10 protein-coding genes are annotated in these 14,839 nt (G+C 37.6%); 5 read left to right on the top strand and 5 right to left on the bottom strand.

Annotated elements, in window-relative coordinates:
- Positions 1-3: 3 nt before the first annotated feature.
- Complete coding sequence (locus RHP76_RS15735; RefSeq protein WP_062673047.1) at positions 4-423, top strand: hypothetical protein; 420 nt, start codon at positions 4-6, stop codon at positions 421-423.
- A 111-nt stretch (positions 424-534) separates the two neighbouring features.
- Here the strand turns inward: RHP76_RS15735 and RHP76_RS15730 are convergent, their stop codons facing one another.
- On the bottom strand, positions 535-969 hold the full coding sequence (locus tag RHP76_RS15730) for an META domain-containing protein (protein ID WP_065119611.1): 435 nt from the start codon (positions 967-969) through the stop codon (positions 535-537).
- Positions 970-1,055: 86 nt separating this feature from the next.
- Here RHP76_RS15730 and RHP76_RS15725 point away from each other — a divergent pair, with 86 nt between their 5' ends.
- The 3 genes from RHP76_RS15725 (at position 1,056) to RHP76_RS15715 (ending at position 5,176) form a co-directional block, all read left to right on the top strand.
- Positions 1,056-3,260 (top strand): S46 family peptidase, encoded by a 2,205-nt coding sequence (locus RHP76_RS15725; protein WP_123278651.1) that lies wholly within the window; start codon positions 1,056-1,058, stop codon positions 3,258-3,260.
- A gap of 79 nt (positions 3,261-3,339) precedes the next feature.
- A complete protein-coding gene (locus RHP76_RS15720; RefSeq protein ID WP_288444280.1) occupies positions 3,340-3,816 on the top strand; it encodes a YdeI/OmpD-associated family protein in 477 nt (158 codons plus the stop codon).
- A 133-nt stretch (positions 3,817-3,949) separates the two neighbouring features.
- Positions 3,950-5,176 (top strand): spondin domain-containing protein, encoded by a 1,227-nt coding sequence (locus tag RHP76_RS15715; protein WP_311228555.1) that lies wholly within the window; start codon positions 3,950-3,952, stop codon positions 5,174-5,176.
- Between the two features lie 82 nt (positions 5,177-5,258).
- Here the strand turns inward: RHP76_RS15715 and RHP76_RS15710 are convergent, their stop codons facing one another.
- Both RHP76_RS15710 and RHP76_RS15705 read right to left on the bottom strand, forming a co-directional pair.
- Positions 5,259-5,549 carry a hypothetical protein gene (locus RHP76_RS15710; RefSeq protein ID WP_120232405.1) on the bottom strand — a complete coding sequence of 97 codons (291 nt, stop codon included), beginning with the start codon at positions 5,547-5,549 and terminating at the stop codon, positions 5,259-5,261.
- Between the two features lie 159 nt (positions 5,550-5,708).
- Entirely contained in the window at positions 5,709-8,816 is a 3,108-nt protein-coding gene (locus RHP76_RS15705; RefSeq protein ID WP_311228554.1) for a non-ribosomal peptide synthetase family protein, read from the bottom strand.
- Positions 8,817-9,567: 751 nt separating this feature from the next.
- On the opposite strand from RHP76_RS15705, the gene RHP76_RS15700 reads away from it, so the two are divergent.
- A complete protein-coding gene (locus RHP76_RS15700) occupies positions 9,568-10,299 on the top strand; it encodes an MBL fold metallo-hydrolase (RefSeq protein WP_311228553.1) in 732 nt (243 codons plus the stop codon).
- A gap of 29 nt (positions 10,300-10,328) precedes the next feature.
- On the opposite strand, the gene RHP76_RS15695 is transcribed toward RHP76_RS15700, so the two are convergent.
- On the bottom strand, positions 10,329-11,864 hold the full coding sequence (locus RHP76_RS15695; RefSeq protein ID WP_311228552.1) for a YifB family Mg chelatase-like AAA ATPase: 1,536 nt from the start codon (positions 11,862-11,864) through the stop codon (positions 10,329-10,331).
- 683 nt (positions 11,865-12,547) lie between these two features.
- Positions 12,548-14,830, bottom strand: coding sequence for a multicopper oxidase family protein (locus RHP76_RS15690; RefSeq protein WP_120232642.1), 2,283 nt, complete (start codon positions 14,828-14,830; stop codon positions 12,548-12,550).
- Between the last annotated feature and the right edge of the window lie 9 nt (positions 14,831-14,839).

Raw genomic sequence — 14,839 nt, 5'->3', positions numbered from 1 at the left:
GTCATGAAAATAGCATATATCATCCCATTATTATTTCTAAGCACTCTTATTTATGCTCAGGAAAGTAAAAAAACGACTGCTGTAGAAGAAGATCAGGCACTGGTTGTAAAACAGGCAAAAGAACAACAGGCAGTCCAAATTCAGGCTGATAAGGAAAGAGCTGAAAAAAATCCGGTAAGTACCGGGTTGGCATCTGATCGAGGCCTGGAAGTTAAAAAACAGGAATCCAAGCCCAAAGCAGCTGCAGACAATTCAGGAAAGCTTCTTCCTAATACAGCAAGTCTTGAAGATATTAAAAAAACGATCCCAAACAGACAAGCATATCACAATAGTATAAATTCCAGGAACACAAAAACGACAGTTACCGGGCTGCCTAACACAGCAACTCTGGAAGAAATAAAAAAAACAATCCCCAAAAACTAATGACTCTCAAAAACTGATAACCTCAAAAAGCTGATAACCAAACTAGATTTTTCAAACAAAGAAGTCCGCTATTATGCGGACTTTTGTTTCGTATAGGGAGAAATGGTATGATTAATCCCAATCAGCAGCTACAAATTTCATAGTATTTCCATGATCATCTGTTAGAGTAAGAAAATGCCCTTCAATAGAATAATGAGTCATCGTTTCTATTTTCTTCTGAAAAGAGTTTTCAAGATTCATATCCTGACAGGCTTTCATTGTACTTATTCCTTTTGAAAATTTCACTTTTCCTTCTTTTTTAAATTCAGAAGCAAAAGACATCCGGTTACATCCCATATAAACACTTGCCTGAATTTTACCCTTTACCCTATTGGCTGTCAGATTCATTTCGGCTTTATTGGCTATTAATTGATCTTTTGAAAAGCCATCAAAAGAAATGAGCATCCATTGCCTTTGAAGAAAAGGATCTTTGGTGGGCACTGAGGAACAATTTAAAACGAGTCCTAACAGTAAAACTGCAAAAAGTGGTAATAGTATCTTTTTCATGCAGATTATCATCCCATTTTCATACCATTCCGGGACAGAATCTCGTAAAAATTAGTAAATTAGCGACACAAAAATTATTTTATAAAATGAAAAGACTATTTCTACTATTCACTTTCTTACTGGGCTTTGCTCAGATGAGGGCGGATGAGGGGATGTGGCTGCTAATGCTCATCAAAAGACTTAACGGTGTTGATATGCAAAAAGAGGGTCTGCATCTTACGCCTGAAGAAATTTATTCTGTGAACAATTCAAGCTTAAAAGATGCTATCGTAAGTTTCGGTGGTTTCTGTACTGGTGAGATCGTTTCGGATAAAGGACTTATATTTACCAACCACCACTGTGGTTACGGTGCTGTTGCTGCGGCTTCTACACCAGAAAAAGATTATTTGAAGAACGGTTTCTGGGCAATGAAACAGAAAGACGAATTCAATGCAAAGGATCTTTATGTAAGATTTTTAGTGAGAATGGATGATGCTACGCAAAGAATCAATTCTAAACTAAACAACAATATGACCGGAGCAGAGAGAAAAGCTGTGATTGATGCTGAAACTAAAGCAATCCAGACTGAAAACTCTGAAAACGGAAAATATACGGTAGTAGTAAGAGATTTCTTCAACGGAAATGAATTCTACTATTTCGTATACCAGGATTATAAAGATATCAGATTGGTAGGTGCTCCCCCTTCATCATTAGGAAAATTCGGAGGAGATACAGACAACTGGGAATGGCCAAGACACACTGCAGATTTTACAGTTTTCAGAGTATATGCTGATGCTGCAGGAAACCCTGCTGAATATTCTCCAAGCAACACGCCTTTAAAGCCTAAGCACTTCCTTCCGGTTTCTCTTAAAGGAATTAAGCCTGGTGACTTCTCAATGATCTTAGGATATCCTGGAAGAACAAACCGTTACCTAACTTCTTACGGAATTCAGCAGATGGTAACTAAAGATTACCCGGCATGGGTTGAAGCTTCTAAACTGGCCATGGATGTTATGAAAAAGTATATGGACAAGGATAAGGCAACTCAGCTTAACTATGCTTCTCAATATGCTTCTGTAGCTAACTACTGGAAAAACAGACAGGGGACTATTGATGCAGTAGAGAAAAACGGAACCATAGCCGATAAGCAAAAAACAGAAGACATCTTCAGACAATGGTCTATGAAGTCTGGAAATGAGGCTTACGATGGTATCCTGGAAGATATTGCGATTTATTACAAGCAGGTTTCTGAGAGAAATGTTGAGAGAAACTATGCTACTCAATTCTCAAGAAATGCAAAATATATATCTCTTGCTCTACAAGTAGGATCTGTTCTTAAGGCGTATGCCGCTCAGGACATGCAAGGAAGATTAGCGATGAAAGCTAAAACTGAAGCTGCCATTAAAGCTGCTTATGAAAACTTCAATCCATCTTTAGAAGGAGAAATGCTTTCTTCTATGGTAAACCTATATCAGATGAGAGTTACTAACAAAGAAATTGCTTCTGCTACTATTTTAGGATTAGATGCTAAAACAATTTCTAACTTGGCTTATTCTTCTATCTTCGCTAACAAAACTTCTGCAACGAACTTCTTATTACACCCGGATGCATTGAAACTTGATGCTGATCCACTTTGGAAAGCTGCTAACGGAATTGTTGCTGATCAAAAAATGAGCACTGAAAGATATGCCAACGTAGATGATAATTTTGCTAAAAAGAACCGTATGTTCTTAGCTGGTTTAATGAAAGCTATGCCAGAGAAGAAATTCTATCCGGATGCTAATTCTACAATGAGATTAACTTACGGTACGGTAGATAAATTACCTATAAGAAACGACAGAAATTATTTCGGTATTACGGATAACTATTATACAGATATGACTGGTCTTGTTGGAAAATACAAGAAAGGTGATGAAGAATTCGATCTTCCTCAAAGAGTAATTGATCTTTACAACCTTAAAGATTTCGGTCAGTATGCTGATGCTGCAGGTTATATGCCTGTAAATTTCCTTTCTAACAACGATATTACAGGGGGTAACTCCGGTTCTCCGGTAATTGACGGAGACGGTAACCTTATCGGTATTGCTTTTGACGGAAACAGCGAAGCATTAAGTGGTGATATCGTATTCGAACCTGAATGGCAGAAAACCATCAACGTAGACGTTCGTTTTGTTCTTTGGACAATCGATAAGTTTGCGGGGGCAAGAAGATTAGTTGACGAGCTGAAGCTTGTAAGAGATGCAAACACTCCGGCTGATACAAAAACTAAAAACTCAGGGACTACAACAATGCCTAAGAAAGTTAAAAAATAATCATCTTATCTGATATATTTTTGAAACCGTGAAAGTAAATTTCACGGTTTTTTTATTTTTGATTATTAAAATATTTATCATGAATCCTGAACGTATCGAATTTACAGCCATTATTCAGCAGAACGGAGCAATGAATGCTGCGTTTATAGAATTTCCATTTTCTACAGAGGAATTGTTTCACAAAAAAGGGCAGGTAAAGATAAAAGCCCTTTTTGATGATAAAGTTGAATACCGCGGAAGTCTTGCCAAAATGAAATCAGACTGTCATATTTTAGGTTTGACTCAGGAGATCAGAAAGAAACTTGGTAAAACCTTCGGAGATGAGGTTTCCGTCTCCCTTATTGAAGATAAGGAGGAAAGAGTGGTTGAAATTGCAGATGATATTGCCCTTGTTTTTAAAGAAAATCCGGGAGCAAAAGCTTTATTTGATGCAATGAGCTACACCCACAGAAAGGAATACATCCGCTGGATTGAAGAAGCCAGGAAACCTGAAACCAGAGAAAACAGAAAAATAAAAATGATCCAGATGATTCTGGATGGGAAAAAGGGAATATAGACCGCTTTAATTTTCCCTCTCAAAAACGATACATTTAAAAAAAATTGAATTACGAAAATATTTTTTGTCAGGATCTCAAAAAGTAGCCGACTATAGTTGCAGATATCATTTATAACTATAAAAATTTACTTTTATGAACAAGTTTATTTTCAGAACATCAGTTTTAGCAGCAGCTACTCTAGCTGCATTTTCTCTAACTTCATGCAGTGATTCTAATAACGACATGATGATGGACATGGGTTTTCAAAGATCCATTACTTTTGAAAACATTGTAACTCCCAAAGATTTTGTAGAAAGCGGAAGTTTTCAGGGAGTAGGAACGCCTCCTATTATTTTGCCCGGTCAATCTGTTTCTGTTAAATTCAGTGCAGGAAAAGCACAGGCTTTAATGTTTGCTACGATGTACGGAGCTTCAAAAGACTGGTTTTTTGCGTCCCAACAGCCGGGTATCAAATTGTTTGACGCTAATGGAAATGCTATTACCGGAGATGTTTCTTCAAGTGTACGACTATGGGATAACGGAAGCAAAGATGACACCACAGGGCAGGTTGAAAGCAAACCCATTATGCAGGTTCCTAATGTCAATGCTTCACAACTTATGAAGCTTAATCTTGCTTACAATGATGTAACTTCAGAATTTACCCTGACCATTACCAATACCTCCGGCGGAACAGCCAACGAAACTCCTTTTTCTCCCGGTGTATGGGCTGTTTCCAACTACAATGGATCTCAGCTGCTGAACAGTGCTCCATTTTTTACACCTAATGCTTTATCCAATCCTGAAATCACAGATATTGCTCAAATGGGAAATATCAGTAAAATGATGACAAAACTGAATGCCAACACAGGAATTATGACGGGGCTTTCTCCTGCCTTGGTGGTTGTTTATCGTGGTGATAAAAATCCAATTTATAAATTAGGCAAATTAGACAGCGGAATGGGACTGAAAGATATTGCACAGTTTGGAAATGTAGCCAAGCTTCAAAACAGTTTAAAATCTTTACCTAATGTAAAAGGAGTATATGTTGCAGGAAATGCTCCTGTAACTCCGGGAAGTAAGGTAACCACAAACTTTAATGCTGAGCCTGGCGATAAAATTGCTTACGCAACCATGTTTGGTTTTTCCAATGACTGGTTCTATGCCAACGAACAAAGCATTGATGCCAATAGTAAGGGTGACCTCAGCCTAAAAACTTCATTATTTGATTCGGGGACAGGTATTGACCAATATCCGGGTGCGGGAAATCATCAGGCATTGTTTGGCGGAACCCCACAAAGTGAAAATAAGGTTATTTCCAAAGTAGGAACAGCATATCCTGTTCCTGCTGTACAGAATGTGATTAAAGTAACCATCAACTAATCTTCAGATAAGAAAAGGTCAGACAATACTGTTTGACCTTTTTTATTATGCTGTTCGGATAATAAAAATACATCCGTTTTTATTATTGTTTCAGTGCTCCTTCCAGATACTGTTTCCCTCCTCCATTGGTAACGGTTATAGAGCCTTCATAATGGCTTACCTTCACTCCCAGGTCATTATTTATTTCTTTAAAATACCCCGCATTTTCTCTGCTATAAAGCGCATCTCCCTGCCAGAGAAATTGTGCAGACTGCCCTGTTTTGTTTTGAAATGTAAGAACTCCCAATGGATTTACCAATCCCCTGGATTTAATATCCACCACTGCACTTTCATTAGCAGCGAAATCTTTTGACAATACAATAACGTTATTCATCTATCCTGTTTGGTTTTCAGTTAATTAAAAAATGGGATAAGATTTTTTCATTACCCTGATCCAAATATCCTGGTCCACTGCGACAAAATCTGACGTATTTGCTGAATAAAAATTAAAAGCCCAAGCAGGATCTGTCTGGGCTTTTTCAATTATCAAATTCTATTCAACCGGAATTCCAAGATATTGTAAATAGGAATCCAATATTTTTTTATCAAATACCGGTTCGTGAATGCCTGACCCTTCCAGATACTGAATAACATTGGAGCAATCCCATACATAAGTATTCTGGTAAAGTTCTACTGTGGATAATCCTTCATGCATATTATCACTGAAAAGACTCGTTAATGGATACAAACGGTTTTTGCTGTCATCTTCCCATTGTTTTCTCCATTCTTTATAAGGAAGGTCTTTAAGTGTGAAAGGATAATATTTTTTCATGAGTCCGAAGAAATCTTCCAAAGTAAGATTGGTTTCCGGACGGGCAATCAGGTTGAATTTCTTCCCTATTGCCTCTTTATTTTTGGTGATATGAGCCATCGCTTTGGTCATATAATCTACCGTAATAAGTCCTTCTCTAAGCTCAGTGAGCGCGGGATACGATTTGAGCTCTATACAATTTTTCACCAATCCGGACCACCATTGATAAGAGGCACTTGCCCCTGTTTCGCTGTGGCACATGGCATATCCAAGACGGTACGTAATTAATGGTAGCCCTTCTTTTGCCGCTAAATCAGCAATGGCTTCCATCACCCATTTACTTCTTACATAACCAATATCTTTACTTACGGACATCAGATTCTGTTCAATATCATCAGATTCAAACATTACTGTTTTTCCTGTGAACAGATGTCCCCAGCTATATACGGAAATGGTTGACAGCAAGGCGAGGCATTTTGTTCTTTCCGCTCCTGCCAGTTTTATAATTTCCCTTAGCCCTTCTACATTCGGTGCTTTCATATAAGAGTAGGGTTCGATGAAGTTGACTGAGCTTCCGGAGTGATAAATCAAATCGGTTTGTTTTGCCAGTTTTGTAAATGTTTCTTCTGAAAGTCCTAAAGACGGTAAAGCCAGATCTCCGATAACAGGAATAATTCTAGATTTCTGTTCTACATGTTGAGGAATATGATATTGTTTAAAACATCTGTCAATTTTTTCCATTGCATAAAACTCATCCTGAGCTCTTACAAGACAGTAAATATCAGCATTTGTAGTATCAAGAAGCTCCTGTAACAGGTGAATTCCTACAAAACCTGTGACACCAGTTAAAAATATTGTTGTTGGATTTTCCACCTGTTGAGGATCAAATCCACCTGCAAAAACAGTTCCCGCAGCAAGATAAACATCTTTCTGAAGCTCAACATATGGTTCTACATCTTCAATGGGGATTGCTTCCCTTGTCTCTCCTGATCTTTTAATAAGAACTTCTGAAAGTTGCTGTAATATAGGATACTGATATATATCCCGCAGATACACTTTTACATCCAGCTTTCTCTGCAAAGCAACCGCTACCGTTGCAACCAACAGAGAGTTTCCTCCAATATCAAAGAAATTATCTGTGATATTGATGACAGGACGTTCCAATGCAGACGACCAGACATCTGCAATAATCCTTTCGGTTTCGTTGGTTGGAGGCTCAAATGAAATCAATTCTTTTGCTTCTTTATCGGCAAGATCTTTTAAGACCTGCGTATCTGTTTTTCCATTTGCTGTTAACGGAATTTTATCTATAAAAATAATTTGTGCAGGAATCATATAGCCCGGAAGTTCTTTTTTCAATGCATTTCGGACTGACGAAATATCTGCTACTGCTCCAGGAGCTAATACAATAAAAGCAATAAGATATTTGGTACTTCCTTCCGTTTCTTTACCAAGAACCATAGCTTCTTTAATATTTTCCTGCTGGATCAGTGAACGTTCTATCTCTCCCAGTTCCACTCTGAAGCCACGAATTTTCACCTGATTATCAATTCTTCCTAAGAATTCAATATCACCATCCGCGTTCCATTTGGCAAGGTCTCCAGTTCGATACAGCTTTTCTTTTTCATTGAATGGACTGATAATAAATTTAGCTTCCGTAAGTTCTTTATTATTAAGATATCCTTTTGCTAAAAGATTTCCTCCAATACAGAGTTCTCCTACAGCTCCTACGGGCAGCAATTCCTTATTTTCTCCCAAGATATATGCTTTTGCATTGGCAATGGGTCTGCCTATAGATGAAACATATTTTCCATTAATATCTTTCACTTTTTTATAAGTAGCGTATACGGTACATTCTGTGGGACCATAATAATCCACCAGCTCATAGCTTAATTCTGAAGTAAGTACCGGCTTTAGCTTCTCACCTGCTGTAAAGAGATATTTGAGCTTCAGATCATTATAATTGCGGGTAATATCCACTACAGAAGGAGCCAGAACAGTAGGCACAAAGCCATGGGTAATACTATTTTTTCTGTAGTAATCTACCAATGCCTGAGCTTCTGTTCTATCCTCATTATCTGCAATAAAAACCGTTGCGCCTGAAGTAAGAGCCGACCACGTTTCCCACACAGAAATGTCAAATGCCAATCCCGCCACAAGAGTTAATTTTGAGCTATGATCCACATGAAAATGATGATTATGCCATGTTACCAGATGCTGTATAGCCTGATGGCTTACCATTACACCTTTGGGTTTCCCCGTCGAGCCAGAAGTATAAATTGTGTATGCAAGGGCATTTTGGTGGATATTAATTCCTGGATATTCTGATGATAAATGATTAAGATTCTCCATATTGCTCATATCAAATACTTTTACCTTTTCGGTTTCTGATAAAAGTTCTCCAAGAATTTGATTGGTAATGATAAGATCAGCAGTGGTGTCAGAAAGAATATATTCTACTCTTTTGACAGGATAAGCAGGGTCTATCGGAACATAGGCCGCACCTGTTTTGATAACTCCAAGTACAGCAATGATCCATTCTAAAGAGCGGTCCAGCCAGATGGGAACATATTTTCCTTCTTTGATACCATGGCTCAGTAATAAATTGGCTACCTGATTGCTTCTCTGATCCAACTCTCCATACGTAATCTTCCGATTCTGATAAACCGCAGCAGTCTTATCAGGATGAAGGATTGCCTGTTTCCGGAAAAGAGATTCCAGGGTTTCTTCATGATGATAATCCCAACCGGTTTTATTAAATCCGTTGAGCAATTTTTCTCTGTCTTCAGAAGACAGTAATACCGCTGAACCTATCGATAAGGTTCCTGATGAGGGAATTGTGTTTGACATAATAATTTGATTTGGATTAAAAATTTGTAATTGGCAGCTTAATGCTTCGATAAGTTCATTTTAAACTCCTTGAAATGAGAAAAAAAGGACGTAAAGCATAACCACAGCTTATTTTACTCAATGTGTTTTCATAATAGTTTTAAAAACCGAATGATACAGAGTTTCACTCGACCCTGTCAGTGAGCAGACCGGTAAACAGTGTTCAAACGATGTTTATTGCAGTCGAAAAGAAGAAAGAATACATTGCAGATATTCTTCAGGAATTAGAGACAAGACTCTATTCAGAATTTAAAGATTTAATTTTCATAATGTAATATTTTTAAAAATTTGGTAATCAAACTTATCATAATATTTCAAACTACGCGTTACATAATTACGATCATCTACCACATCCCGAAATAGATATTGTGGAAGAGATGAAAATAAAAAAACTGGATTACAATACATTACGCAACCTAGAGTAAAACTTTTCTATATCTATATTTAACAGGATCAATGTATGGGAATATTCTCTACATTTGTAAAACAAAATAAAATACACTTCATTCTAGTATGGATCAAAAACTGAAGAGACCATGGATTTATACACATTCCATGCAATGAACTGGATATTTTTATACTTTCTGACGGATATTTTGGTATTGGATATCACCAGCCTATCTTAGCACCAGGCATCCCTCAAAATCTTGTAAAAGATTAACTTCGTAATCTTTATCTATCTGAATCTTATTATGAAGCACCTATTAATGTTATGCTTATTAAAAAAGGTGACCGCAACATTTTAGTGGACACAGGAGAAGGGTTTTATGATGAAGAAAACGCGGGGAAATTGGTATACAGCCTTACTGCAGCAGGATTTACGCCTGAGTCTGTTACTGATATTCTGATTACACACGCTCACCGGGATCATATCGGAGGAATTCTTTCTAAAAACGGTGATTTCGTATTTCCGAATGCCCATTATTATATTTCCAGTCAGGAATTTGAGTTCTGGACAAGTGATGAACCGGATTTTCAGAAAAGTAAAAACCCGGAAGGAGGAAAGCCAAGCATACCTTTGGTTAGAAAAGTTCTTTCTGCCATAAACAGCCGGCTTACAAAGTTTGAAATGGGTGATCAATTATTCTCATGCATTCAAACAGAAGCTGCTCCCGGACATACTCCGGGTCATATTATTTATACAGTGAATGATGGGGATTTATCAATAACCAATGTGGTAGATCTTTTTCACTCTCCCCTGCTTATTGCAAAACCGCATTGGGGAACACAATGGGATATTGACTTTGCAACAGGTATTGATACCCGCAAGAAAGTTCTTGAAAACTGCTATCAAAACAGAACACTTATCTGCTCTGCCCATCTTCCATGGCCGGGAATAGGATATATTAATAAAGTGAATGATCAGTTTCAATGGATTCCTAAAGTATATAACAATCCTTTTTCGATCAATCTTAAAATTGACCAGAAGGCAGGTACAGTATAAATTTTTCTAAGAAAAAGAGGTCGGATCGTTTATCCATTCCAGAATTCACGATCCAGACTTCTGTATTGTATGGCTTCGGAAATATGATGAGACAGAATCTTTTCAGATTCTTCAAGGTCGGCTATTGTTCTGGCAACTTTAAGAATTCTGTCATAAGCTCTTGCCGAAAGATTAAGTTTTTCCATAGCTAATTTGATGAGACCGAAAGACGTTTCATCCAGTTCACAATAGGCCTCAATTTCCTTAGGTCCTATTTGAGCATTACTGCTGATATTGAGGTTTTGATATCTTTTATTCTGAATATCTCTTGCTTTCAAAACCCGCTCTCTGATATCTTTGCTCTTCTCTCCTTTTCTTTTCTCAGAAAGCTGCTCAAATTCTACCTTTTGAACTTCAATATGAATGTCTATCCTATCTAAAAGCGGCCCGGAAAGTTTACTCATGTACCGCTGCATTTCGTAAACAGATGAAGTATTATTAGGATCATCGGGAAAGAATCCGCTTGGACTGGGGTTCATAGAAGCTACCAGCATAAAACTTGCCGGATAGTTTACAGTAAATCTGGCTCTTGAAATCGTTACTTCACGATCTTCCAAAGGCTGTCTCATGACTTCCAGCACAGTTCTTTTAAATTCGGGCATTTCGTCCAGAAACAAAACTCCGTTATGAGCAAGAGAGATTTCTCCTGGTTGTGGATAACTTCCTCCTCCTACCAGAGCAACATCTGAAATAGTATGATGTGGAGATCTGAAGGGACGAACAGTCATCAATGATGTTTCTGTTCCTATTTTCCCGGCTACAGAGTGAATTTTTGTTGTTTCCAAAGCTTCTTTCAATGTCAATGGAGGCAAAATACTGGGAACCCTTTTGGCCAGCATTGTCTTTCCGCTTCCGGGCGGTCCGATCAGAATAATATTGTGTCCGCCTGCCGCTGCCACTTCCATCGCCCTTTTGGCGGTTTCCTGACCTTTAACTTCGGAGAAATCGAAAGGGAAATCATTGATTTTTTCATGAAATTCTTTTCTGGTATCCAATGTAACTTTTTCGAGCGCTTTTCCTTCATTAAAAAAATCAATAACCTCTCTGATATTTTCAGCTCCGTATACTTCAAGATCGTTGACAATGGCTGCTTCTCTGGCATTTTGTTTGGAAAGGATGATTCCTTTAAAGCCTTCTTCTCTGGCTTGAATTGCAATGGGTAAAACGCCTTTGATAGGTTGTAAACTTCCGTCCAGTGACAGCTCTCCCATAATAATATAATCTTTAACGTTCTCTGCCAGTATTTGATCGGAAGCAGTTAAAATACCAATAGCAATGCTGAGATCGTAAGCAGAGCCCTCTTTTCTAAGATCTGCAGGAGCCATATTAATGGTAATTTTCTTTCCAGGAATTTTAAATCCGACATTTTTCAGGGCTGCACAAATTCTATAGCTGCTTTCCTTAATAGCGTTATCAGGAAGCCCAACGAGATGGTATCCTATTCCTCCGGTATCTACATTCACTTCAATAGTAATGGTCTGTGCAGCCACTCCATGAATGGCACTTCCATAAATTTTGATCAGCATGATGTGTTTTTGAAGTAAAAATAAACAATATAGTATTTTGAAAATCTGAATGTTACATTAATGATTTTCTATAAGAATAAGGATATCTAAAAAGATTTCAACAAAAGGGCATTGAGAGAGGTTCTTCAAAAACTATTGAGATTTTCATGTGGCTCAGATAGCTTCCCCTTACATACAACAGAAATTAATCATTCCTTTTTTCAAGAGTTATAAAAGTTCTCTATATGAAAAGCTTAATATTTTTGGTTTTACGAAAGGAAAATTCCACTTAAAAATTATCATAGAAAGAGAAAAGGGAATAAAATCCGCTAAAGTATTCCAGCACAGTGGATTTTTTGTTTAACAAGTATGTTAATGTAATATATCCGGATCAATTATCAAGGTTATAGATAAAGAAATACATAAAGAATTCCTTCATTCTGAACAAATTTTACTCAAAAATGAATATTTACAATCAAGAAACAATACTAAAATTTGGTATTGAAAAAGACTATGAAACTATATACTAAATTTTATCTGCATGAAGAAGCCATGTGGAGAGCAAAACATGTCACTAAGGCCTATTCTTCCTATAGATCCAAAAGAAAGAAGACCTGTCTCCTACATTTGACTTTGCAAACATAAGAGACAGCCAGCCTCCTCTTGTATCAGAATAATGTGAGTATATTCTTCTTAATTATCATTTAGTAAGCTAAAGAAATTCCTGCTCCCCATCCCATATCACTGTCATAGTGGGCACGAATACTTACATTTTTATTAAGAATATACTTCAATTCGGTCATGTATTCTTTGTCGGTATTGACCATGAAGCCTCCTCTCAAACGTTTTGATATTGGAATATCTTCTCTCATCAGCTGTAAACGAATGATACCGTCATGATATACTTCAGCCTGAAAGTTGATCAGCATCGGAAGGGTATACACGAAACCTAAACTGATTGCTCTTCGGGTATCTTTTTCGTTCTTTTGCCCGAAGATATTTTTCTCCTGTTCATCTATTCCCATTTTTCTATAGCGGAAGTCAAATCCTACAAACGGCATAAACCACTGCATCTTCCCGATGTATCTTCCCAAATGCGTTTCCACCTCATATCCGTGCATATCATTATATCCTAAACGCCATTCTGCAGAGAGGTTCCATCTTGCGGTCTGAAGCATTGCATCCCCGTCATTTCCATTGGTTGCAAAGTCATTCTGAATCATAAAATGAGGCATATTGCTTTCTCTCTGAAGCATGTTATAGGCTTCTTTTTTGTCCGGTAAATAAGGGTTTTTATAATCATCTACTGCAAAAACCCTGTTCATTCCTGCCATCATATGATAAAGGATATGGCAGTGGAAGAACCAGTCGCCTTCTTCATTAGCCTGAAATTCAATTGTATCGGTTTCCATTGGCATCACATCCAGTACATTTTTCAGGGGAGACTTTTCTCCTTTGCCATTAATTACCCTGAAATCAAAACCATGTAAATGCATCGGATGCCTCATCATGGAATTATTATAAATGGTAATTCTTAATATTTCTCCTTTTTTTACAGGGATTTTATCGGTTTCAGATAAGATTTTATTATCCATGCTCCACACATAGCGGTTCATATTTCCGGTGAGGGTAAATTTTAATTCCTTTACCGGAGCATCTTTAGGAAGTTCTGTGTTATAAGGAGATTGCAACATGGCATAATTCAGGGTTTTAATATGTCCTAGAGCATTGGCATTATATCTGTTACTATCCATATTCATTTCCTGATCTGCATTCATATTGTGTTCGCTGTGATCCTGTTTCTGCTTTCCATCACCTGTAATCTCAGGGTACATCACCACATTCATATCCATTTGGTTAAGGCTCATTTTCATTCCCATATCATTAAGATCTCCGTTCATTTTCATCATGTCATTCATCATTTTCATTCCTTCAAAGTATTTAAGTTTGGGAAGAGGAGAAATAAGCTGTTTGATGCCATTACCTACAAAGTAACTTGCAGATTGGGTTCTGTCTTCTGTGGTAGCTAAAAATTCATAGGAAACGCCATCCTGAGGAATGGTTACTACGATATCATAGGTTTCAGAAACAGCAATAATCAGTCTGTCTACTTCTATCGGTTCCACATCATTACCATCATTGGCCACAACGGTAATTTTACCTCCTGCATAACGTAACCAGAAATAGGAAGAGGCTCCTCCGTTTGAGATCCTTAAACGTACTTTATCTCCTGCTTTTAGCTTTTGCCCATCAACGGTTGTTAAATCAGTACTGTTATTTCCATTGATTAATACTTTATCATAATATACATCACTTACATCCATGGCCAGCATGCGTTTCCACTCATTGGTCAGTTTTGTTTTAAAGTGACCTTCTTTAATGGCTTCCACGTAAGACTGTGTGGCATTTTTTTTAATGGCAGCCCAGTCGTTGGCATTGTGAAGCATTCTGTTGATATTATCAGGATTCAGGTTCGTCCATTCACTTAGGATAATAGGAACTGTCGGCAGGTCATCAATTCCTTTTCTGAAAGTTTTGTCATCCTCTCTTTTTTTCATGACGAAGCTTCCATACATTCCAATCTGTTCCTGAAGTCCGGAATGGGAATGATACCAGTGTGTTCCGTGTTGAATAATCGGGAAACGATAGGTATAGGTAGCTCCAGGCTTTATAGGTTTTTGCGTCAGCCATGGTACACCGTCTTCTTTATTGGGTAAAAATACGCCATGCCAATGCAGTGATGTACTCTCTTTCAGCTGATTGTGGACTACAATTTCTGCGGTATCTCCTTCTGTAAAGGTAAGAGTAGGCATTGGTATCTGTCCGTTAACAGCGATGGCTCTTTTTTCTTTCCCGGCGTAGCTGACCAGGGTATCTTTTACATATAGCTCATATCGTACTACTTTCTGTGCCAAAACACCTTGCCAGCAGAAGAAAATCAAAACTGCCTGAAGTAATCTTATGGCGATATTCTGAGGTATATTCATTGTATTATT

The organism is Chryseobacterium sp. SG20098 (assembly GCF_031844745.1).
In the GTDB taxonomy this organism is placed as follows: domain Bacteria; phylum Bacteroidota; class Bacteroidia; order Flavobacteriales; family Weeksellaceae; genus Chryseobacterium; species Chryseobacterium cucumeris.
The sequence above is the reverse complement of the archived record's forward strand: the minus strand, read 5'-3'. Positions and strand labels throughout refer to the sequence as shown.